This is a genomic window from Gammaproteobacteria bacterium, from assembly GCA_035546635.1.
Taxonomy (GTDB): Bacteria; Pseudomonadota; Gammaproteobacteria; order JAURND01; family JAURND01; genus DASZWJ01.
Genome location: DASZWJ010000019.1, coordinates 111,515 through 133,042, shown reverse-complemented (window position 1 = coordinate 133,042; position 21,528 = coordinate 111,515). Strand labels below are relative to the sequence as shown.

Here is a 21,528-nt window from a genome sequence, read left to right as displayed (position 1 = left end):
TCTCTCTACAAATACTATTATCCTTTTTTTTTACCCTATCAAGTGGATTATTCCTATGCTAACCGGCTTTTTTCTGCCTCAATTTGGAGCATAACATGTCTCCTGCCACTAATGCCGACCCTCAGGAATTACAAACTTTTGACCAGGTTTCTTATGATTGGTGGAACCCTGAAGGTCTATTTAAAACCCTGCACCATATTAATCCAGTGCGGTTACAGTTCATCACTGATACGACAAATTTAAACCATAAAACGGTATTGGATGTGGGCTGTGGCGGTGGGATTTTGACGGAAAGTCTTGCAGCGCAAGGGGCACAGGTGACGGGTATTGATATGTCTGAAAAGGCGCTTATTGCTGCTCGCGAACATGCGCTTAAAAAAAATATTGAGATTAATTATCAGCAATCGACTGTAGAAGATTTTGCCAATTCTCATGCGCAAGCATTTGATGTGATTACTTGTATGGAGCTATTGGAACACGTGCCTGATCCAGCTTCAGTAGTTAAAGCTTGCGCGCAGCTACTTAAGCCTGGCGGAGAGATTTTTTTCTCTACCATTAACCGCACTTTTAAGGCCTATGCTTTTGCTATTCTCGGCGCGGAATATTTGTTAAAACTGCTGCCTAAAGGCTTACATACTTATGATAAGTTTATCCGTCCTTCTGAATTGGCTGTTTGGCTGCGGCAGTCGGACTTAGCGCTTTTACGGGTTGCGGGGCTTTCTTATAATCCCATCACGCATGCTTGCCGTCTTAAACAGGATACGGATGTGAATTATCTTGTGCATTGTAAGGCTGGGATTGTTGAGTAACTCTCCAGCGACGACGTGCATTTTTTGAGTTTCGCGCGAAAGACTAACTACTTTTACTTCAGGATTACACTTTCATGCCAGAAGCCATTTCCCTATACCGACAACCCAAAGGTTTATACTTATTATTTTCAACCGAGCTATGGGAACGTTTTGGTTTCTACACTATCCAAGCCATTCTTATTCTCTATATGACCAAAGGCCTAGGTTACGAAGATCATAAAGCCAACCTTTTATACGCCGTCTACTCAGCTTTACTCTATGTAACCCCCATACTCGGCGGCTATATGGCCGATCGCTTTCTGGGTTTCCAGCGCGCAATCATGATCGGCGGCGCTTTATCTGCCGTAGGTTATCTATGCACAGCGATTCCTAATGAAACGTCATTTTTCGTTGGTTTAAGTATTTTGATGTGTGCCAACGGTTTGTTTAAACCCAATGTATCCAGTATCGTTGGCGATCTCTATGCGCCGGGTGATCCACGCCGCGACGGGGGTTTCACATTGTTTTATATGGGAATCAATATTGGCGCCTTAGTGCCCCCATTGATCGCAGGCACCTTGACTGAACATTACGGCTGGCACAGTGGATTTTTATTGGCAGCTGCCGGCATGATTTTGGGTTTAGTGATCTTTTCATTAGGCAGAAAGCGCCTGCCATTGGCAGGTAAAATTCCACTTATCAGTCCGTTGAATCAATCTAAATCAGCTAAAATCCGCTTTGAAATTCTATTTTATCTAGGATTTATTATCGCAGTGCTGCTGTGTATGCTGGCATTTCATTATCCACAAGCCACCGCTTGGCTCACTGAAGCCGCTGCTGTAGTCATTACATTAATCGTTGTTTATTTTATGTATAAAGAACCCAAGGCACATCGCAATAAAATGTGGGCTAGCCTAATTTTGACTGCCATTTCCATTGGCTTTTGGGCATTGTACAACCAGACCTTCACTTCACTGACCTTATTTGCTGACCGCAATATGGAGCAATATTTTCTCGGCATTCCAGTGAATGCTTCGACTATGCAATTTTTTAACCCGTTATTTATTATCCTGCTCAGCCCAATTCTTAGCAGCCTTTGGGTTAAATTAAGCCGTCAACACATCAATCCCGGCTTTGCACTGAAATTTGCCCTAGGCGTAGCCTTTGTCACGTTAGGTTTTTTAATTTTACCGCTAGGTATCAAATTTACCGCCCATGCCGGTATTATCTCCGCTTGGTGGTTGGTCATCAGTTATTTATTACAGACCTTAGGTGAACTGTTATTATCGCCGGTAGGACTGTCCATGATTACGGTACTCACTCCCAAGCGTTTAGTTGGTATGATGATGGGCGTATGGTTCTTTGCACAAGCGGCGTCCTTTGCCTTAGGCGGCACGCTGGCAAATTTGGCGGCCGCACCGGAAAATGTCGATAAAATGACTTCCTTAACCATATATAATCATGCATTTTTATTATTTGGGCTATTTTCATTGGCATTGACAGTTATTAGCTTTTTACTTATCCCCTTCTTAAAACGCCTCATAGGTCAATTACCGCATGATAGAACTGCATGATCTCAATAAAAGCTATCGTTTAGCTGATGGCGCGATCATACCCGCTTTGATAGATGTACAAATATCGGTTAAACGCGGTGAAATTTTTGGCATCATCGGCGAAAGTGGCGCGGGTAAGAGTACTTTGATCCGCTGTGTCAATCTGCTGGAAATTCCTAATTCCGGCAAGGTGATCGTCGATGACCAGGAATTGACGGCGCTGAATAAAAAACAATTGCGCTTAGCACGCCGCAAAATTGGCATGATCTTTCAACATTTCAATTTGATCAATTGCCGCACCGTCTACCAAAATATTGCCTTTCCTCTGGAATTAGCCGGTTTCTCCAAGAGTGAAATTGCCAAAAAAGTGCAACCATTATTGGAGTTAACTGGTCTTAGCGAACGCAAGAATTATTATCCCAGCCAATTAAGCGGTGGACAAAAACAACGTGTAGCCATTGCCCGCGCCTTAGCCAATGATCCTATAGTTCTGTTAAGCGATGAAGCCACCTCTGCTCTAGACCCGGAAACCCGGCATTCGATTTTACATTTGCTCAAAGAAATCAATGAACGTATGGGTTTAACGATTTTGTTAATCACCCATGAAATGCAAGTTATCAAAGAAATCTGTCACCGCTTAGCCATTCTGGAACACGGTCGCGTAATTGAACAAGCTGAGGTGTTTAATTTCTTTACTCGCCCACAAACAGCGACCTCGAAAAAATTTATTCGCAGCTATTCCATGCATGAATTACCTGAAAGTTTGCAAACTCATGTATCGACTGTGCCGTTACCAGAATCTGCACCACTTTGGCGCTTGTCATTTTTCGGCAAAGTCGCACAAGAGCCGATGATTTCACATTTGGCACGTCATTATTCATTAAACTTAAATATTCTGCAGGCCAATATCGAGGAGGTGCGTGATACGATGGTTGGAGTCATGATGGTTGAAGTCCAAGGCGAACCTGAAAATGCCCAACAGGGTATAGAATATTTAACACAAAAAGGTGTTTTTGTTGAGGTGTTGGGATATGTCAGCCGATCTAATTAATCAAGTACTGCAAAGCACCTTGGAAACCATTTACATGGTACTACTTTCCGGGAGTATTTCGGTATTATTTGGATTACCCCTGGGAGTAATTTTATTAACCACAAGAACCGGTGGAGTCTTACAAAATCTGCTGTGTAATCGCGGCCTAAGCTTTGTAGTCAATGTTGTACGCGCCATTCCCTTCGTCATTCTGCTGATTGCTTTAATACCGCTGACGCGTTTACTGGTAGGCACCTCTATCGGTACGCAGGCTGCAATTGTACCATTGACCATCGGCGCTATTCCTTTTGTCGCCAGAATTGTAGAGAACGCTCTCGCCGAAGTGAATTCGGGTCTGATTGAGGCGGGTCATGCTATGGGTACTTCGCCGTGGCAAATCATTTATAAAATATTACTGCCTGAAGCACGCCCGGGAATTATTCAGGGTATCACTGTTACTTGGATCAGCTTAGTTGGATATTCAGCCATGGCTGGAGCCGTTGGCGGTGGGGGATTGGGTAGTCTTGCGATTAATTATGGCTATCAAAGGTTTAATTTAACCATTCTTTTGATTACTATTGTGGTGTTAATTATACTGGTTTACGGGATCCAATTTTTAGGTGATTGGCTCTCCCGAAGATTTATGCATTAAATAAAAGGAATAGCAGATGTCACTATTAAAAAAACTCTTTAAAATTATTCTCCTGGCCACTACCTTCGTCGTTGTTTCAGCTTGCAGCCAAAAATCTTCCGCTGATGGCAATACTATCAAGGTAGGCACCATTGCTGGACCTGAAACTCAACTGATGGAAGTAGCGAAACAGGTAGCAGCAAAAGATTATAATCTGGATATAGAAATCGTACCCTTCACTGACTACAACATGCCAAATGAAGCTTTGGCAGATGGCAGCATTGACGCCAATATGTTCCAGCATAAACCTTACTTAGATGCAGCGATTAAAGCCAAAGGTTATAAAATCGTCCCTGTAGGTAAAACTTTTGTTTATCCCATGGGTGTGTATTCGAAAAAAATTCATGAAATTTCCGCTCTACCTGATGGAGCAACTGTAGCAATTCCCAACGATCCAAGTAATGAAGCTCGTGCGCTATTGATTCTGCAAAAAGCTAATTTAATTACGCTGAAAAACAGTGATAATCCCAACGCTACTGTCGCAGATATCGCTTCTAATCCTAAAAAGCTTAAGTTCAGAGAAATAGACGCTGCGCAATTGCCACGCGTATTACCGGATGTGGCTTTAGCTGTTATCAATACTAACTATGCCATGATTGCAGGTTTGCTTCCTTCTCGGGATGCGTTGATTGTTGAAAGCGCTGATTCGCCTTATGCTAATTTGATTGTAGTGCGGCAAGGGTCAGAAAATGATCCGCGGGTACAGCACTTGGTGGATGCTTTACATTCTGATGCGGTCAAGAAAGAAGCCAAAGCGCTGTTTAAAGATCAGGCGGTACCAGCTTGGTAAGCATTTTTGTGGAAATGGCTTAATTCAACGTAACTACTTGCGCTCCGCGCCACAAAAAGGCGACATGCACGTCGTCCCGGCATCCATACCGGGACGACGTGCGAATGGTGACGTCTTTAGAAGCGCAAGCGAAGGACGACAGCTACGCTCAGGATGACAGCGAGGAAGTAGTAGGTGAAGATGCAGATGAAGATGCGGGTGAAGTCAACTGTGAATCAGAGATAACAGGATTAGTAGGCACCGGAAAAAATCCTACTACACCCGCCCCTTCTGAATATTGTGCAGGCAACATAGTTGAACTAGTAGAGCCCACTGAAGATGTGCTAATAGCTGAATTCTGCTGTAAATCTGCAGGAGCAACATCAACCAGGGTTTCTTCCTCTCCATTATTTTCAGCCGAAGGATTATGCGAAAGCGAAATAGCTTTTGCTAGCTTTAAATTTTCAGGTTCGTTGTCATTGTCGATATCCAGCTCCTCTTCGCTGGTAACTCCCTCTGTATCTGAAGCTGAGTTATCTTCTTGTTGAGTTAATGTTGCTGGGGTTGCATTGACTCTAAATTTTTGTTCTTTGTGTTTCTTGTCGCCGTCGCCATTATCTGAAACAGTTGTTTTATTTGGCTTTTTAAATGATTCAAATATAACCTGTTGCTGAAATAATTCTTGTTGAAGTTGCTCCTGCTGCATCAGATTTTGGCTATCTTGACGATTTAACCGCTTGCGACTCGGATAATGATCATTATCGGCAGTGGAAGCTATGGTTTCTTTTGAGGCAAGAACACTATTTTCACTTCTAGATAAAACTAATTTTTTTTCTCGTTTCTCATATCTGTCTTGCATTCCAATTTCATGGTCCTCTAATTCCTGGTTTATCATGGAATTTTCCAAAGGCCGCACACCTTTACCTAAATAGGGAAAATGTTTTTCTTTTTCAGATTTTATAAATTCATCGAGGGCAGCAAGCACGCCTTTCATATTTAGTGAAATTGAATCATCAATATGCTGTTGATCCCTATGCCATAATCTCAATAGAGAATTTAACTTAATGCCTAAGTCGATATAGCGTTTTATTGTGGCTATTTTTACAGAATCAGAAACCGTAGTAGCAATGGGTCGTAAAACAAATTGTTTCAAACTTTTATTTAACAAAACCTCTACTTCATCAAAAGTCATTTTTGAAAGCGGCATTTTTGTACACCTTATGTATTATTATGTATTCTTATGAATCCAAGGTCTAAATCAGCCAGAAACATTGCTCGAAGCCATTCCACTATCTGCCAACGGTCTTGATGCCACCCGTCCTATTGGTTGCGGCAAACCTTGCGTTTCATCCGAAATATCCATCGCTTTATCCCATTCCACCATCGCTTGTTTATCTTTAATAGCCAGCCGTACCACTGTCTTGATGCGTTCTGCATCTTTGGGGGCAGGAGTATCCGCATCTTTATCGGTTAAAGGCACATGCGATTCAAGGTAAAGCTCTCCAGCTAACCAGCCGGCTTTATAAGGTTCATTAATGATATAAACATTCGCGCCATTAGGTACCATGCTAAATAACCGCTCTATATCTTCAGGATATAAGCGGATACAACCGGAACTGCTGCGTCTACCTATGCCGCCCAACGGATCATTAGTACCGTGAATTAAATAGGTTGGCTTTGATAAACGCATAGCAAATTTGCCCAGTGGATTATCAGGTCCTGGAGGCACAACTTTAGGGATATCAATCCCTTCTTTAGCACGGGCTATGCGGATGGATTCTGGTGAATACCAGGTGGGATTGGGAATATGTTGAATAATTTTCAAAACACCTATCGGGGTATCTTCACCTTCGCGGCCAATGCCAATAGGATAAGTGTGGACGGTGCGGCCACCGTTGGTATAAAAGTACAGCCGCATCTCCGCTAAGTTGATAACAATGCCATTGCGTGGGGTATTCGGTAGAATAAACTGGCTGGGAATGACTACTACGGTGCCTGGATTTAAATGGTCAGGGTCAATATTAGGATTAGCTTCTTCTAATTCGGTATATCCCATATCATAATCGCGGGCGATCTGCGGCAAGCTATCTCCCGCTTTGACCACTGCAGTTTTAACTGATCCCACAACATCACCCTGGGCAGGAACATTGAAAGTTTGTGCAAACGCACTTGTAGAAATAAAAAATAATGCCAAAATAAAATGAATTACACTGAACCGGCAGGTGTTACCTATTGTTACCATCATGTTGCAAACCTTTTTGAAGTTGTTTTTTACGTGTTTTTACGGCATAACATTATAAACTGAATTTGCTGCAGAGCAAAATCTTAATTCTATACGAGAAATCTCATGAAAAATATACTGATTCTTTATTATAGTCGCTATGGCGCTACAGCAAAAATGGCAGAATATGTCGCACGCGGTGTCGCCATGGTGAACGGGATAGAAGCTAAAATACGCACTGTTCCTCCGGTTTCACCCGTCAATGAAGCCACTGCCCCAGAAATACCCACATCCGGTGCTCCTTATGCAACGCTGGAAGATTTAAAAGAATGCGCTGGATTAGCCGTGGGTAGCCCAACCCGCTTTGGCAACATGGCTGCGCCTATGAAATATTTTTGGGATGGTACCAGCAATTTATGGTTATCTGGAGAGTTGTCTGGGAAACCAGCAGCTTTTTTCACTTCAACTGCCAGCCTACATGGTGGACAAGAAGCTACTTTATTGAGCATGATGCTGCCTTTATTGCATCATGGCGCAATGATTGTTGGCATTCCTTACGCTGAAGCAGATTTAGTCACTACCCGAAGTGGTGGCACACCTTATGGTGCAAGCCATGTAGCCGGTTTAGAGAGTAATGCTCCATTAAGTGAGGAAGAAATGAGATTATGCAAGGCACTTGGTAAACGCTTGGCTGAGGTGGCATTAAAATTGACATAATTATTTATTGTCCCGCAAAGCCTTACTTTGCGAGACAACAAAAATTTTAATCGCTATTTAGGTTCTAATTCATTATCTGACTTACGTTGCATTTCATCATATTCGGCCAGAATCTGATAAAGCTCGTAATCAGAGGTTTCATTGCTTTCTAGTCTTGACAAGTATTGAGAATCGTTTTCTACATTTCTATAAAAATGATGTGTGGTTTTTTGATGTAACATTTTTTCAGATCTCCATATGGTTTACATAAATACTGATTCAAGTATCTTGTTTGCCATTCTGCCGAGTTTATCTTAAAGAAATATTAACAATCCTCTTAAAATTTACAAAAAATTTATAATCTTTTTTGGTAAATTTAAAAAATAAAACCCCACAAATAACTTTCATCCTAATCACAAGTGCGGGATGACAGTTCAGCCCAATATCGTCTTCACAAAAGGAATTGTAAGCCGACGCTGCGCAATATACGAAGCCTGATCTAATTTTTCCAATGCCGCCTGTAAAGCATGCATATCACGCGAATAATGATGGATAAGATAATTGCCTACTTCCAATGACAAACCCAAACCCCAAGCATTGGCACGCAACTGCAATGCGGCAATTTTCTGTTCATCCGCCAGCGGTTTAACTTGAAATACCACACTTGCCGCCAACCGCGAACCTAAATCAGCCAACCCCCAGGTATGCTGCACTGGTGGTGCATGACTGGCAATCAACAACCGACAACCCGTGCTCAATAGACGGTTATAGCAATGAAATAATGCTTCTTCCCAAGCTGCATCCTGAATCACTGCTTCAATATCATCCAAACAAATCAGCGCCAATGATTCCAAACCTTCAAGAATAGTCGGAGAAAAATTGGCTTTAGCCAGCGGTAAATAAGCAGTCGCGTTTCCTTCACGATTTAAAACCAGGCAGCACGCTCGCAATAAATGGGTCAACCCCACGCCCGAAACTCCATACAAATAAACGCAAGGCTCAGTTAACCCTTGAACAAAGTTTTTTAAATACGCTATCACCTGCGCATTATCACCTGGATAGAAACTTGCAAAAGTCGTGGTGTCGTCCCATTTTAAAGGGAGTGGTAATTGCATAGCGTGATCCATTTTTTTTAACAACTACGGCGAAACTTCATCCGGGACTACATTATTCGTATCCGGGGTGAATTGTGTCGGCGTATCCGGCACTGAGTAAGATTGCACATTGGATTGGGGAGCATTGCCAACACTGACAGGCGCTTGAGTGCTAGCTGATGATAATACGGTTGTCGCATTACCAGCCCCAGCCCATTGATAAGTCAGCCCTCCCTGATTTTGAGAATTGAGCGCAGTTAATTGCCCACCCTGATTGATCTCATTAACAAAAGCACTCTGCGCGGCACGCAAACTCACCGCCAACATCACACTATCACCAGCCATTCGCGTCGTATCCACCCCCATCACACTGGTCAAATTGCGTAAATAATTCACTAATGCCGCATAATCCTTTAAGCCATTAATCCCAATCACCGTCAAACTCACCTGCCCAGATGCTGGCATGGCTGGTTCAGCTGTATTGGTAGCCGTAGTAATCCCAGCCAATTTAGTCAATACTGCAGCAGCTGCCTGGTTGGCATTATTACCTTGGGTTTGCCATGAGACATTGCCTTGGTTACTCAGTAGAACCCAACTCCCTTGTGAACTACCATCAGGTTGCTTTTGTATCTTACCTAATAAAATATTATCTGCCCGATAACGTTGCGAAGCCTGCTGCACAGCCCCCTGGTCTAACTGCCATACTTGGCTGGCAGACACGCTTGAAACATCTTGTAAATCTCCTGCCGGCCACAACAAGGATAAACCAGCTTTATCGGCCTGCTGCTGCACATTCGCCACCGTTGCATCTTTGCTATCTGTTAATATTTGCGGCTGACCTTGTGCATCTTGCACAGCTAGCCATACCAAAGTCAGTGAACGATTTTGCGATGTCGCCATCTGCGTGGGTGGAGCTTGATAAGCTTGATTTACATTTTGTAACAAATTATCTACAGCTTTAGGTGAAAAGCGAATTTGCAGCGAAAGCGATCCTGAACGGCTATCGGTCACATAATTGTAGCTTTGCACATAAGCATCCGCTTTGGCTAACCCTTGCTTAACCCTATCACTATCACCAATATTCGGATTACCACTCATCCTAACTAACACCTGTAACAACGCTGGCGCCACCGCTTTATTCCAATCTGCGGGAGAATGACTGGCTACTGCCACCTGCCCTTGATAAGCACTTAAAGGCATTGCTGCCAAAAGGATTCCACTATACGGTATTAGTAACAGCAGCAGAATTTTAAGATATAGTCGATAACATTTCATGTGTTCGTACTTCCTCTTCTAATTTTTAAAAAATACTTTTAGGTAGCTGGTAACCAATCACTTTCATTAAAAACCTACCCTTTTAAACCTAGCCTCACTATAATTATCCCACCCTCACATCAGTAGAATATAACCGCATGAGCAATTTAAAAAACTCCCAAATCACCTACGAAGACGCCGGCGTCAGTATAAAAACAGGCAATGAATTAGTCACACGCATTAAACCCATCGCCACTAAAACCCATCGTCCAGGCGTCCTCGCCGGTCTTGGTGGCTTTGGCGCACTATTTGAATTGCCATTACATCGTTACCAACAACCCATTTTAGTTTCCTCAACCGATGGCGTAGGTACCAAGCTCAAGTTAGCATTGGCTTTAAATAAACATGACACCATCGGTATAGACCTAGTTGCTATGTGCGTCAATGACATTATTGTACAAGGTGCCGAGCCACTGTTTTTTTTAGATTATTTTGCCACAAGCCGCCTAGATCTTGCCATTGCAACAGAGGTCATACGCGGCATAGGCCAGGGTTGTGAACAAGCAGGTGCTGCACTCGTTGGGGGTGAAACGGCCGAAATGCCCGGAATGTATCAGCATGGCGATTATGACTTAGCCGGTTTTGCCGTAGGTATAGTCGAAAAAAATGCCCTGCTGGACGGCACCAAAGTACGTGCCGGTGATGCGGTAATCGGCATAGCTTCTTCTGGTGTACATGCCAATGGTTTTTCTCTAATCCGCAAAATACTAGAACAAACCCATAGCGATCTTCACATGCCATTCGCACAGAGCACCCTAGGAGAGACACTGCTACAACCAACACGCATTTATGTCAAACCTATCTTGCAACTGCTGAAGCAAGTGGAAGTACATGCCATCGCGCACATCACAGGTGGTGGCTTATTAGAAAATCTGCCGCGAGTACTACCCCCATACACACAAGCCAGACTTAATGCAAGCAGTTGGCCGCTTCCTGAGATTTTTCACTGGATACAAACGCAAGCCCAAATTGAAGCAGCCGAAATGTATCGCACTTTCAACTGTGGAATCGGCATGACTCTGGTTGTCCCAGCCCATGCGATTGAAACTAGTTTACAATTATTGCAACTCGCAGGTGAAACCGCCTGTGTGATAGGTACTATTGAAACATCTCAGTCCTCCCTTCCCGAGGTAATCATCGCTTAATGTCTCAATACACTAACAACCATCCACTCCGGCTAGCCATCTTAATCTCTGGTAATGGCAGTAATTTACAAGCGATCATTGATGCTATTGCTGCTGGTCTTCCCGCCAAAATCAGCGTCGTGATTAGCAATCAGGAACAAGCCTTTGGCCTGGTACGCGCGGCACGCGCTGGCATTCCTGTTAAAATCTTATCGCATAAAGCCTTCCCAGATCGAACCAGCTATGATGCAGCCTTGCAGTCTTGCCTGGATGAATATCAGCCTGAATTAATCATTTTAGCCGGCTTTATGCGTATTTTAAGTGATGAATTTGTCAGACACTTCCATCCACGGCTGTTAAACATCCACCCTTCTTTATTACCCAAATATCCTGGTTTGAATACTCACCAACAAGCATTGGCTAATGGAGATAGTACCCACGGCGTCACTGTGCATATAGTCACACCCGAAGTCGATGCCGGACCCATTATTGCCCAGGCTGCAACTCGCATCACACTAGAAGACACTACGGATTCTTTAAAAGCCAAAGTTCAACAATTAGAGCATCAAATTTACCCTGAGGTCATCAGGTTATATGCTGAAGGACGTTTACAGCTGCATGATAATGGAGTGAGTCTTGATGGTCAGTTGCTTCCAGTACAGGGGGGGCAGTTTTCTTTCTCGCCTTTGGCAGATCAGAACGCTGAATGATCTTCTCTCTTTCCCCAGCTGTCATCCTGAGCATAAGCGAAGGATGACAGTGGTGACAGTGATTTTAACAACACACCCTAGATTTTTCACAGCCCTTATGGGATTATTATTCTTTTGATAACAAAGGATAGGACACCTCACTATGGTTAAATCAGAGCTAATCTATCTTATTGCACAACACATGGCAGAAAAACGTCAGCACCTGTCGCTTGAAGATGTGGAAATGAGCGTCAACCAGATTTTTGAATATTTAAGCGAGACCTTAAGCCAAAATGGGCGTATTGAAATTCGCGGCTTTGGCAGTTTTAACCTACACTACCGCCCACCTCGTAATGCTCATAATCCTAAAACAGGGGAAAAACTAGCAACTGAAGCTAAGTACATGCCACACTTCAAAGCAGGAAAAGATTTACGCGATCGAGTGAATCAAGCTGCAAATACGGATAAACAATAAACTTTTTGCACCCCCTTTGAAAAAGGGGGGCATGATTAGAGAAAGAAAAACAAATCAAGTCACCGGCAACGTCACCCCTTTCTGCCCCTGGTACTTCCCGCCTCTATCCTTATAAGACGTCTCACAAATTTCGTCTGATTCAAGAAACAGCATTTGCGCTACACCTTCATGGGCATAAATCTTGGCCGGTAAATTTGTCGTATTTGAAAACTCTAACGTCACATGCCCTTCCCATTCAGGTTCTAAGGGAGTCACATTCACAATAATGCCACAACGCGCATAGGTAGATTTACCGACACAAATTGTCAACACATTACGTGGAATGCGGAAATATTCAATGGTGCGAGCTAAAACAAATGAATTAGGCGGGATAATACATACATCAGCGCGAACATCGATAAAACTTTTCCCATCAAACGCTTTGGGATCCACAATAGCTGAATTGATATTCGTAAAAATTTTAAATTCATCTGCACAACGCACATCATAACCGTAGCTGGAAGTTCCATAAGAAACAATCCGGCCAGTCGCATTCTGGCGCACTTGTTGAGAAGCAAATGGCGTAATCATATGATGCTTTTCCGCCATCTGGCGAATCCATTTATCTGATTTTATTGGCATAGTGCACCTGTAGAATGTTATAGAACCATCCCCTTTGAAAAATGGGGAAACTAACATGGACTAACTAGTCGTTAGCGCGAAATTCAAAAAATGCACGTCGTCCCGGCAGGAAGCCGGGATCCAGCTGACACAGAAGTTAAAGTTTCGTGCGGCCTGGATCCCGGCATCTATGCCGAAACGACGTGCATTTTTTGAATTTTGCGCCGGCGACTAACTAATCCCTACCCTTCAACTACTATCTTCGGAAATTTAGCCCCATAATTTTTCGGTTGTAAAGCAATCTTTCCCGCCAACTTTCTCGCAATTTCCCGGTAGATTTTTGCAATATCACTTTCGGGCGCAGCATTCACCACTGGTTGCCCGCAATCAGCCTGCTCGCGAATCTGTTTGGCCAACGGCAAATTGCCTAACAATTCAACCGCATAATCTTTAGCTAAGCGAGAAGCACCTTCATTGCCAAAAATAGACTCCTCATGACCACACTGGCCGCATACGTGTATGCTCATATTCTCGACAATACCCAATAGCGACACATTGACTTTACGAAACATTTCCAAACCTTTGCGCGCATCCAACAAAGCAATATCCTGCGGCGTAGTCACAATTAACACCCCATTCAAGGGAATTTTCTGCGCCAGAGTCAGTTGAATATCCCCCGTTCCCGGCGGCAAATCAATAATGAGATAATCCAGATCATCCCAAGCCGTATCACGTGCCAATTGCTGCAAAGCACTGCTGACCATAGGTCCACGCCAAATCATCGGCGTTTCTGGATCAATTAAATACCCAATGGACATGGATTGTAACCCATGCGCCAACACTGGAGAGATAGGTTGACCATTTTGCGTCACTAACCGCGTGCTAACTCCCAGCATATGTGGCTGATTAGGCCCATAAATATCGGCATCTAAAATACCCACGCGCGCCCCTTCAGCTTTTAAGCTAGCCGCAATATTCACTGCCGTAGTGGATTTTCCTACCCCACCTTTCCCTGAAGCCACTGCAATGACATTTTTTACCCCGGGTATATTTTGTACTCCCGGTTGAAACAGATGCGAATCAATCTGCCAAGTTGCTGTGAGTTCAAGTTGATACCCTGGAAACTTTGCAGTAATCATTTCTTGCAATAGCGCTGCCATGGCGGCTTTTAAATGTGCCAAAGGATAGGGTAATTTGATGTGCAAAGTAATTTTTCCCGGAGCAATTTCCAGGTGTTTGACAGCCTGTAATTCTCCCCAGGTTTTTTTTAGATAAGGATCTAAGTAATTTTGCAGTAATGTTTCTAAAGACATGAGGTATCGAACCACCAGATTTATATTAATTTGATACAAGTTTGTCGTATTTTACCAGATTTTAGACTTCTAGAATATATACATAAGCTATAATTATACAGATACAATGAGGGGTAAGTTATGTACAACAAATATCATATTTTAGCACTAAAAGCTGCTTTTATCCTGGGCACTATAGGACTTACAACCTACGCCTTTGGACAATCTCCAAATGAGGATTACTGTAACTATTCAAATCAATATTGCAATGATTACGACGACAGCTACTACTATAACCCGCCTTACTACTATAACCAACCTTATTATCCCTACCCCTATAATTATAATTACCCTTATATCTCAGGAAATGTCATTATTCAAAATGGTAATGAAGGGGAAAACCATGAGGAATTTCATGGCGAACATATGATGCATGGCGGGGAGCATGGGGGACATCGTTAACCTCCTCACTTTTTTCGCCGATGTTTAGCTAGCCCATGATGATAACACTAGCTTTTTTGTAGCAACCCGTCATAATTCAAAACCATACTCGCTATAAACCCAGATAAAAAATCTCGAGCTTATGTTTCAATTTATTATCGTGCTCATCATCTGCATACTGGCAGGTGTTGAAGTTGATCTATTTATTCCTAGTTTTCCCGAAATGCGCCAGGTTTTTCACCTGTCACCCTTCCAGGTGCAATTAACTTTAAGCGTTAATTTCCTCGCTTTTTGCATCTGCAGCTTATTTGCTGGCACCTTGGGGGATCGTTTCAATAGACGCACCATTATACTTGGTGGCTTGATACTGTTTGTATTAGGTAGTTTGTTATGTGTCAGTGCAGTGAATATCGATATGCTAATACTCGGGCGTTTCTTCCAAGGTACCGGCATAGCCGGACCTGCCGTGTTAGGCTATGCGGTGATCGCAGATACTTACCCAATTGAAAAACAAGCAAGCATGCTAGGAATTTTAAATGGCATTATCACCATCGCCATGGCATTTGCTCCCACCATCGGTAGCTATGTCAACCTCTACTTCGGCTGGCACGGAAATTTCGTCCTATTGCTGAGTCTAGGTATTATCTGCCTTATTACCAGCGCAATCGGTCTACCTAGCCGCAAAGGTGATCCCTCCATCCGCCTCTCACCCAAAAGCTACTGGCCGTTATTATGCTCTCGCAAGCTCATGACTTTCATCGCTTGCATCTGTTTTGCTATCACTCCCTACTGGGTTTTTGTCGGCATGTCCTCGATTTTATATATGGAAAGCCTTGGCGTCTCACTCAAACAATTTGGCTTTTACCAAGGCGCGATCGCTGCCGTTTTTTCAATCTTAAGCCTACTCAGCCCCAAAATTTTAGCAGCTTTTGGCCAACGCCGCTGTTTATATACTGGTATTATATTGACTGGTGTGGCCATTATTTTTATTCTGCTGATAGCATTATTTCAAGTCCACAATCCCTTAATCATCACCGGAGCCATGTTGATTTTGGCTGCCGGTATTTTATTTCCCATCAATATTTCATTTCCGCTGGCAGTCGATGTGATAGAAAATGCCAAGGGCCGATCAACAGCACTTATTCAAGCAGGACGCCTCTTGCTATCTTCACTTTGCTTACAGTTAGTCAGCTATTTTTATCATGGAACATTTCTACCAATCGGCTTAGTCATGACGATATTTCTCAGTTTAAGTTTAATCTTAATTACTGTATTAATTCGCAAACAATGGCTAACACTACATTCATAGAGATAGATAGGGAGAATTTACACTATGCAATTACCCGAAATTTATGTCAGCACCGACATTGAAACCGATGGTTGGACTCCAGGCAAAAATTCCATGCTCAGCCTAGGTTCAGCAGCCTTCCTCGCTGATAAAACCTTACTTGATACCTTCACCGTCAACCTTGAAACCCTGCCCAATGCCGTTCAAGAACCAGCTACCCTACACTGGTGGAACACCCAACCAGTAGCCTTCGAAGCCTGCCGCCGCGATTGCCAACCCCCAGCAACCGCAATGCAAAAATACCAACGCTGGCTAAAACAACTACCAGGAAAAATAATTTTCGTCGCCTACCCCGCCGCCTTTGATTTTAATTTCGTCAATTATTACCTACAACGCTTCGTCGGAGAAAACCCCTTCGGCTTCGCCGTTATAGACATTCGCAGCTACGTCATGGGCATGCAAAACCTCCCTTACCGCAAAGCTGGAAAAAACCATTACCCCGCAGAATGGTTTGACAATCTACCCCACACCCACATCGCCCTCGACGACGCCCTAGAACAAGGCAGTTTATTTTGCAACATATTGAAAGCCAACCAACAACTATCATCTTGAATTAACTCACATGTAGTTGTGGTCAGCTCATCTTATTAAATGATGGCGTTAAAGTAAGGCGAAAGTGGCGGGGAGGGGCTCATCAGACCGTCGGGTTCATGGATGAACCCGTCGAGCGTACACGGACGTATTCACAGCGTGTCTGATGAGCCCCTCCCCGCTACTTTCGCCGATATGTGGCACACCCCCTTGGCACAAATCCCTAACGCAACATAAACGCAAAATAAGCCAAAAATACTAACGTAATAAAATACAACATAGGATTAAGCGCTTTCACTTTACCCGTAAACAGCTTTAACACCACATACACTATAATGCCAATACCCAAACCGTCGGCAATAGAAAAAGTAAAAGGAATCATAATAGCAATCAAAATACAGGGAATAAAATCCGTAGGATCATCAACACGAAACAACACCACATTCTTCATCATCAAAATACCCACATACAACAGCGCTGGCGCCACCGCATAACTTGGAATAGCCATTGCCAAGGGCGATAAAAACAAAGCCACAAAAAATAACACCCCAATCGTCAATGCCGTTAAACCTGTCCTACCCCCCGCTTCAATACCCGCTGCACTTTCTATATACGGACTAGTACTAGCAGTCCCCAGTAACGAACCACAAATAGTAGCACCACTTTCAGCAATCAAAGCACGCGAAATTCGCTGCGAACGCTGCTCATCCTGTCGAAACAACGACTGCCGTAATATACCCATCAAGGTGCCAGTAGAATCAAAAAACACCACCAGAAAAAAAGTAAAAATAATCGGCAAATATTTATAATGCAGCGCCTCTTGAATATTAACTGCCAACAAAGTAGGCGCAAGACTCGGCGGCAAAGCAAAAACACCGTGAAACTTAGCCAAACCAGATACCAAACTCACCAAAGTAATCAAGAGAATAGAAATAATCATGGCGCCATGCACCCTAAAATAATCAAGCACCACGATTATCAGAAATCCAATAAAAAATAAAAGGCTCTGCCAAGAACGCACATCACCCATAGTCAACAAAGCTTTACCGGAAGGCTTAATCACAATACCGGCATTTTCTAACGCAATGATGGCAATAAACATGCCCAACCCCACCGCAATAGCCAGATTAATATTCTCCGGCATCGACTCAATAACCCATAACCGCGCCTTAGTCAGAGTAATCAAAAAAAATATCACCCCAGAAATAAATACCATCCCCAAAGCCAACTGCCAAGAATAGCCTAAACTCTGCACTACGGTATAAGCGAAAAAGATATTCACCGCCATACCCGGAGCCACTGCTATGGGGTAATTCGCCAGAAAAGCAACCAGCACACTACCAATGATAGTGACAAGACAAGTCGCAACATATACCGCGCCGGCATTCATACCCGTTGTACTTAAAATTGCGGGATTGACAAAAATAATATACGACATGGTCAAAAATGTAGTTAACCCTGCTACCAATTCTCGATTTATAGTTGTTTTATTTTCAGTCAGTTTAAAAAGCCGATTTAATACTTGCTGCATGGTAAGTTTCCTTTAAGATTAGCGCTTGACATAGGGCTATTTTATGGCTAGTTTGACCATAGACAAAAAAGTCAGGATTATATCAAAAGCAGCCACGATCTCATAATCATGCAACCCGTTTCCAAAAAAATAATTCCTTTCATTATTTCCTTAGCTTCGCTTATGCAAGCCCTGGATGTCACTATCATTAATACCGCCATACCCACAATGGCTGCTCATCTCAAAGTAAACCCTGTTGATATGAAAATTGCCTTGATTAGTTATTTGATGGCATTAGCTATCTTTATTCCTATCAGTGGCTGGGTGGCAGATAAATTTGGCGCCAAACGAGTTTTTACTTATGCCTTAGCGATTTTCACCGCCAGTTCGTTATGGTGCGGTTTTGCCCATAATCTGCTGGAATTAATTATCGCCCGAAGTGTTCAAGGCATTGGTGGGGCTATGATGCTACCTGTGGGGCGACTTATTATCGTGCGTACTTTTCCACGCAATAAAATCGTCGGAGTGATGAATCGCGTCATCACCATTGCCTCTATAGGCTCAATGTTAGGACCCGTTATAGGCGGTATACTCACTTATTATTTCTCCTGGTCATGGATTTTTTGGATTAATATTCCAATTGGCTTGGCTGCTATTGTGATGATCCAACATAGCTTGCCGGATATACTGCAGCAAGAAACGCCACCTCTGGATTTACTTGGATTTATACTATTTGGCGGCAGTCTTGCCGGGTTCACTTTTGGTATAGCACTGATTAGCCAATCTACTTCATACAGCCTGCTGGCTACTATGATTATTGCTGCTTCTATATTGGTATTTTTTCTTTATATCTGGCATTCAAGACATCAATCGTATCCCATAGTCAAAACTGCTCTGCTGCGCTATCGTACTTTTAAAACGGCAATTTCCGCTAATTTATGGGCTAGACTGGGTTTTTCCGGCATACCTTTTTTAGTACCGCTATTATTACAAGTAGTATTGGGCTACTCTTCTTATGAATCTGGATTATTAGTTGCGCCTATTGCTGGCGGATTGCTAATAGCCAAGCAAGTTTCATTGCCTTTATTACGGGTACTGGGTTATAAGAAATTATTAATTATCAATACGCTGTTTGTCGGAGTGTCACTGTGGTCGCTTATGCTGATTACCCAAGACACATCGATTGCAATGATCGTCAGTCTGACTTTTATATTTGGATTTTTAACCTCGATTCAGTATACCGGCATGAATACTTTAGCTTATGCGGGAATTGCTACAGAGGATCTCAGTGCTGCAACCAGTATTATGAGCACTTTACAACAGTTATCCCAAAGTTTCGGCGTCGCTGCCGCAGCATTATGCCTGCATTTGTTTGCCGCTAGTCGTACAGCGGCAGGCTCGTTGCTAACTACAGGGACATTTCAGCATACTTTCTTTACCTTGGGTGTGGTAACTATGATCTCCATCATCATCTTCACCGCTTTAAAACCTGGGGATGGATTGGAAATGTTGGTACGCGAGGCTAAATGAAGCTATCCAATTAGGCATAAACTATGAACACCTTTAACGATATATTGCAAAAAATCCAACAAGGTTTAACTTTAAATGCAGAACAAGCTTATGCCGCCTTACAGCTGATGAGCGCAAGCGAAACACCTGACACCCAACGTGCTGCGTTTCTAGCCATGCTAGCTGCGCACGGAGAAACGGCTGAAGAATTAACCGGTTTTTTGCAGTTTATTAAACAAAACGCGCTGCCAATAAATACTACACACACTTCTCCAATGATTGATATAGTCGGCACGGGTGGAGATAAACTCAAAACCTTCAATATTTCTACAGCCGCTAGCATCGTAGTAGCAAGTACCGGCATTCATGTGGCTAAACATGGCGGACGCTCTGTAACCAGTTTATCGGGAAGCGCTGACGTTTTAGAAATACTAAATATTCCGCGTTTTGAGCAACCTAGCGCAATTATTAATAGTTTAACACGGCATCATTTCGCGTTTTTATTTGCGCCTTTTTTTAATCCTTTACTTAAAAATATCAGCGGTTTACGCCGTGAACTCGGCATACGTACTTTCTTCAATCTCTTAGCACCCCTTGCAAATCCCGCACAAGTACAACGTCAGGTGATAGGTTTATATAGCGATAAACCAGCACTAACACTCATTGAAGCCCTGAAAGCTGCTGGTTCTATCCATGTCATGGTAGTCCACAGCGTCGATGGCATGGATGAAATATCGCTCAGCAGCCCCACACACATTGTGCACTTGAAAAATAATCACATTAAGAAATATACTGTGCAACCGGAAGATTTTGGCCTGCAACGCTGCAATCTTGCTGACATTACCGGCGGCGATGCTCACGAAAACGCCGCCATTATAAGAAATATCTTTTCTAATCGAGCCCCAAGCCCACAACGCGATATTGTTATTCTAAATGCCGCCGCAGGTTTTATAGTTGCAGATCGTGTCAGCAATTTTAATGAAGGCATTCAATTGGCGACACGGGCAATTGATGACGGCAGCGCCTGGTCATTATTGAACAAACTGAGCGACCCCAAAGCTTATGCATGATTTTTTAAAAACCATTTACCGATCAACAGAGCAACGCGTTCAAGGTTTAAACTTAAACACTCTGCGTGAACAGGCAGCTCATGCTAGACAGCCACAAAATTTTTTAAATATTTTCAAACTACACCAGTTTCCCATTATCGCCGAAATTAAATTTGCGAGTCCCTCTGCAGGTGTGATACTAAAAGGCGCCACAGCGGTAGAAATTGCACAACAATATCTTGCAAATGGCGCAGCTGCATTATCTATTCTAACTGAACCTGAATATTTTAAAGGCGATATCACTTATTTACAGCAAGTGCGCAAGCAATTTCCCGATGCGTATTTATTAATGAAAGATTTTGTCTTAAGTGAAACGCAACTGCTGCAAGGGCGCATTGCGGGCGCTGATGCAATTTTGTTAATTGTGGCTTTTTTATCAGAAACTGATCTTGAACTTTTATATCATAAAGCCTTGGAATTAAGTCTTACGCCTTTAATTGAGGTGCATAGTGAAGCGGAATTGACGACTGCACTAAAATTAAAACCACAACTGATTGGCATCAATAACCGCGATCTGCGCAGCCTAAAAATCAATATGAGTCACTCCGATACACTAATTTCCCAAATACCTCAAGATGTCATTGCCATCAGTGAAAGCGGCATTACTCAGTCGGAACAACTTGTGCATTTAAAACAATTGGGCTTTCAGGGGTTTTTAATTGGTTCACATTTCATGAAGACCGGTACGCCAGGTGTTGCGTTAAGAAATTTACTCAATAATAATTAGCTGGCATCCTTTGCTAC

Annotated in this window: 23 protein-coding genes; 15 read left to right on the top strand and 8 right to left on the bottom strand. The window is 43.0% G+C overall.

The annotated features are described in order from the left end of the window. The first annotated feature begins 95 nt into the window (after positions 1–95). The 5 genes from ubiG to VHE99_04630 all read left to right on the top strand — a co-directional run bounded on the left by ubiG (position 96) and on the right by VHE99_04630 (position 4,852). Positions 96–809, top strand: coding sequence for a bifunctional 2-polyprenyl-6-hydroxyphenol methylase/3-demethylubiquinol 3-O-methyltransferase UbiG (gene ubiG, locus VHE99_04650; protein HVV68312.1), 714 nt, complete (start codon positions 96–98; stop codon positions 807–809). A gap of 74 nt (positions 810–883) precedes the next feature. Then, positions 884–2,362 carry an oligopeptide:H+ symporter gene (locus VHE99_04645; protein HVV68311.1) on the top strand — a complete coding sequence of 493 codons (1,479 nt, stop codon included), beginning with the start codon at positions 884–886 and terminating at the stop codon, positions 2,360–2,362. Further along, the gene (locus VHE99_04640) at positions 2,346–3,392 is read left to right on the top strand and encodes a methionine ABC transporter ATP-binding protein (protein HVV68310.1); all 1,047 of its coding nucleotides are present in this window, start codon (positions 2,346–2,348) and stop codon (positions 3,390–3,392) included. The genes VHE99_04645 and VHE99_04640 overlap by 17 nt, the downstream gene beginning before the upstream one ends. Next, positions 3,373–4,023 (top strand): methionine ABC transporter permease, encoded by a 651-nt coding sequence (locus VHE99_04635; GenBank protein HVV68309.1) that lies wholly within the window; start codon positions 3,373–3,375, stop codon positions 4,021–4,023. Before VHE99_04640 ends, VHE99_04635 begins: the two co-directional genes overlap by 20 nt. A 16-nt stretch (positions 4,024–4,039) precedes the next feature. Further along, complete coding sequence (locus tag VHE99_04630; protein ID HVV68308.1) at positions 4,040–4,852, top strand: MetQ/NlpA family ABC transporter substrate-binding protein; 813 nt, start codon at positions 4,040–4,042, stop codon at positions 4,850–4,852. Between the two features lie 148 nt (positions 4,853–5,000). Here the strand turns inward: VHE99_04630 and VHE99_04625 are convergent, their stop codons facing one another. Together VHE99_04625 and VHE99_04620 are read right to left on the bottom strand one after the other, a co-directional pair. Further along, a complete protein-coding gene (locus VHE99_04625) occupies positions 5,001–6,038 on the bottom strand; it encodes a hypothetical protein (protein HVV68307.1) in 1,038 nt (345 codons plus the stop codon). Between the two features lie 51 nt (positions 6,039–6,089). Next, entirely contained in the window at positions 6,090–7,076 is a 987-nt protein-coding gene (locus VHE99_04620) for a L,D-transpeptidase family protein (protein HVV68306.1), read from the bottom strand. Between the two features lie 102 nt (positions 7,077–7,178). On the opposite strand from VHE99_04620, the gene wrbA reads away from it, so the two are divergent. Then, on the top strand, positions 7,179–7,769 hold the full coding sequence (wrbA, locus tag VHE99_04615) for an NAD(P)H:quinone oxidoreductase (protein ID HVV68305.1): 591 nt from the start codon (positions 7,179–7,181) through the stop codon (positions 7,767–7,769). A gap of 53 nt (positions 7,770–7,822) precedes the next feature. Here wrbA and VHE99_04610 read toward each other — a convergent pair whose 3' ends face one another. From VHE99_04610 to VHE99_04600, 3 genes are all read right to left on the bottom strand, one after another. After that, on the bottom strand, positions 7,823–7,990 hold the full coding sequence (locus tag VHE99_04610) for a hypothetical protein (GenBank protein ID HVV68304.1): 168 nt from the start codon (positions 7,988–7,990) through the stop codon (positions 7,823–7,825). Between the two features lie 192 nt (positions 7,991–8,182). Next, complete coding sequence (gene hda, locus VHE99_04605) at positions 8,183–8,863, bottom strand: DnaA regulatory inactivator Hda (protein ID HVV68303.1); 681 nt, start codon at positions 8,861–8,863, stop codon at positions 8,183–8,185. Positions 8,864–8,887: 24 nt separating this feature from the next. Beyond that, the gene (locus VHE99_04600; GenBank protein ID HVV68302.1) at positions 8,888–10,042 is read right to left on the bottom strand and encodes a DUF2066 domain-containing protein; all 1,155 of its coding nucleotides are present in this window, start codon (positions 10,040–10,042) and stop codon (positions 8,888–8,890) included. A gap of 212 nt (positions 10,043–10,254) precedes the next feature. On the opposite strand from VHE99_04600, the gene purM reads away from it, so the two are divergent. The 3 genes from purM to VHE99_04585 all read left to right on the top strand — a co-directional run bounded on the left by purM (position 10,255) and on the right by VHE99_04585 (position 12,444). Further along, positions 10,255–11,301, top strand: a complete 1,047-nt coding sequence (gene purM / locus VHE99_04595; GenBank protein HVV68301.1) for a phosphoribosylformylglycinamidine cyclo-ligase — start codon at positions 10,255–10,257, stop codon at positions 11,299–11,301. Then, complete coding sequence (purN, locus tag VHE99_04590) at positions 11,301–11,990, top strand: phosphoribosylglycinamide formyltransferase (protein ID HVV68300.1); 690 nt, start codon at positions 11,301–11,303, stop codon at positions 11,988–11,990. The genes purM and purN overlap by 1 nt, the downstream gene beginning before the upstream one ends. Positions 11,991–12,132: 142 nt before the next feature. Then, a complete protein-coding gene (locus tag VHE99_04585) occupies positions 12,133–12,444 on the top strand; it encodes an integration host factor subunit beta (protein HVV68299.1) in 312 nt (103 codons plus the stop codon). A gap of 54 nt (positions 12,445–12,498) precedes the next feature. On the opposite strand, the gene dcd is transcribed toward VHE99_04585, so the two are convergent. Further along, positions 12,499–13,065 carry a dCTP deaminase gene (gene dcd / locus VHE99_04580; GenBank protein ID HVV68298.1) on the bottom strand — a complete coding sequence of 189 codons (567 nt, stop codon included), beginning with the start codon at positions 13,063–13,065 and terminating at the stop codon, positions 12,499–12,501. Between the two features lie 221 nt (positions 13,066–13,286). Continuing rightward, positions 13,287–14,357, bottom strand: a complete 1,071-nt coding sequence (gene apbC, locus VHE99_04575) for an iron-sulfur cluster carrier protein ApbC (GenBank protein HVV68297.1) — start codon at positions 14,355–14,357, stop codon at positions 13,287–13,289. A gap of 120 nt (positions 14,358–14,477) precedes the next feature. Here apbC and VHE99_04570 point away from each other — a divergent pair, with 120 nt between their 5' ends. From VHE99_04570 to VHE99_04560, 3 genes are all read left to right on the top strand, one after another. Further along, positions 14,478–14,798, top strand: a complete 321-nt coding sequence (locus VHE99_04570) for a hypothetical protein (protein ID HVV68296.1) — start codon at positions 14,478–14,480, stop codon at positions 14,796–14,798. Positions 14,799–14,919: 121 nt separating this feature from the next. Beyond that, complete coding sequence (locus VHE99_04565; GenBank protein HVV68295.1) at positions 14,920–16,086, top strand: multidrug effflux MFS transporter; 1,167 nt, start codon at positions 14,920–14,922, stop codon at positions 16,084–16,086. A gap of 24 nt (positions 16,087–16,110) precedes the next feature. Further along, on the top strand, positions 16,111–16,677 hold the full coding sequence (locus tag VHE99_04560) for a 3'-5' exoribonuclease (GenBank protein ID HVV68294.1): 567 nt from the start codon (positions 16,111–16,113) through the stop codon (positions 16,675–16,677). Positions 16,678–16,879: 202 nt separating this feature from the next. Here VHE99_04560 and VHE99_04555 read toward each other — a convergent pair whose 3' ends face one another. Beyond that, complete coding sequence (locus VHE99_04555; protein HVV68293.1) at positions 16,880–18,187, bottom strand: NCS2 family permease; 1,308 nt, start codon at positions 18,185–18,187, stop codon at positions 16,880–16,882. 108 nt (positions 18,188–18,295) lie between these two features. Here VHE99_04555 and VHE99_04550 point away from each other — a divergent pair, with 108 nt between their 5' ends. Genes VHE99_04550 through VHE99_04540 form a run of 3 tightly spaced genes read left to right on the top strand, consistent with a single transcriptional unit; the run spans position 18,296 to position 21,511 of the window. Beyond that, positions 18,296–19,696 (top strand): MFS transporter, encoded by a 1,401-nt coding sequence (locus VHE99_04550; protein HVV68292.1) that lies wholly within the window; start codon positions 18,296–18,298, stop codon positions 19,694–19,696. A 23-nt stretch (positions 19,697–19,719) separates the two neighbouring features. Then, the gene (gene trpD, locus VHE99_04545) at positions 19,720–20,745 is read left to right on the top strand and encodes an anthranilate phosphoribosyltransferase (GenBank protein HVV68291.1); all 1,026 of its coding nucleotides are present in this window, start codon (positions 19,720–19,722) and stop codon (positions 20,743–20,745) included. Further along, positions 20,738–21,511: an indole-3-glycerol phosphate synthase TrpC gene (locus VHE99_04540; GenBank protein ID HVV68290.1), complete on the top strand. Its 774-nt coding sequence runs from the start codon at positions 20,738–20,740 to the stop codon at positions 21,509–21,511. Before trpD ends, VHE99_04540 begins: the two co-directional genes overlap by 8 nt. Positions 21,512–21,528 lie beyond the last annotated feature (17 nt).

Coding starts and splice junctions, on each gene's coding strand:
- VHE99_04645 (HVV68311.1), top strand. CDS start 884: ATGCCAGAAGCCATTTCCCTATACCGACAACCCAAAGGTTTATACTTA.
- VHE99_04555 (HVV68293.1), bottom strand. CDS start 18,187: ATGCAGCAAGTATTAAATCGGCTTTTTAAACTGACTGAAAATAAAACA.
- wrbA (HVV68305.1), top strand. CDS start 7,179: ATGAAAAATATACTGATTCTTTATTATAGTCGCTATGGCGCTACAGCA.
- VHE99_04600 (HVV68302.1), bottom strand. CDS start 10,042: ATGCCTTTAAGTGCTTATCAAGGGCAGGTGGCAGTAGCCAGTCATTCT.
- trpD (HVV68291.1), top strand. CDS start 19,720: ATGAACACCTTTAACGATATATTGCAAAAAATCCAACAAGGTTTAACT.
- ubiG (HVV68312.1), top strand. CDS start 96: ATGTCTCCTGCCACTAATGCCGACCCTCAGGAATTACAAACTTTTGAC.
- apbC (HVV68297.1), bottom strand. CDS start 14,357: ATGTCTTTAGAAACATTACTGCAAAATTACTTAGATCCTTATCTAAAA.
- VHE99_04550 (HVV68292.1), top strand. CDS start 18,296: ATGCAACCCGTTTCCAAAAAAATAATTCCTTTCATTATTTCCTTAGCT.
- purN (HVV68300.1), top strand. CDS start 11,301: ATGTCTCAATACACTAACAACCATCCACTCCGGCTAGCCATCTTAATC.
- VHE99_04625 (HVV68307.1), bottom strand. CDS start 6,038: ATGCCGCTTTCAAAAATGACTTTTGATGAAGTAGAGGTTTTGTTAAAT.
- VHE99_04630 (HVV68308.1), top strand. CDS start 4,040: ATGTCACTATTAAAAAAACTCTTTAAAATTATTCTCCTGGCCACTACC.
- VHE99_04560 (HVV68294.1), top strand. CDS start 16,111: ATGCAATTACCCGAAATTTATGTCAGCACCGACATTGAAACCGATGGT.
- hda (HVV68303.1), bottom strand. CDS start 8,863: ATGCAATTACCACTCCCTTTAAAATGGGACGACACCACGACTTTTGCA.
- purM (HVV68301.1), top strand. CDS start 10,255: ATGAGCAATTTAAAAAACTCCCAAATCACCTACGAAGACGCCGGCGTC.
- VHE99_04635 (HVV68309.1), top strand. CDS start 3,373: ATGTCAGCCGATCTAATTAATCAAGTACTGCAAAGCACCTTGGAAACC.
- VHE99_04570 (HVV68296.1), top strand. CDS start 14,478: ATGTACAACAAATATCATATTTTAGCACTAAAAGCTGCTTTTATCCTG.
- VHE99_04610 (HVV68304.1), bottom strand. CDS start 7,990: ATGTTACATCAAAAAACCACACATCATTTTTATAGAAATGTAGAAAAC.
- VHE99_04640 (HVV68310.1), top strand. CDS start 2,346: ATGATAGAACTGCATGATCTCAATAAAAGCTATCGTTTAGCTGATGGC.
- VHE99_04620 (HVV68306.1), bottom strand. CDS start 7,076: ATGATGGTAACAATAGGTAACACCTGCCGGTTCAGTGTAATTCATTTT.
- VHE99_04565 (HVV68295.1), top strand. CDS start 14,920: ATGTTTCAATTTATTATCGTGCTCATCATCTGCATACTGGCAGGTGTT.
- VHE99_04585 (HVV68299.1), top strand. CDS start 12,133: ATGGTTAAATCAGAGCTAATCTATCTTATTGCACAACACATGGCAGAA.
- dcd (HVV68298.1), bottom strand. CDS start 13,065: ATGCCAATAAAATCAGATAAATGGATTCGCCAGATGGCGGAAAAGCAT.
- VHE99_04540 (HVV68290.1), top strand. CDS start 20,738: ATGCATGATTTTTTAAAAACCATTTACCGATCAACAGAGCAACGCGTT.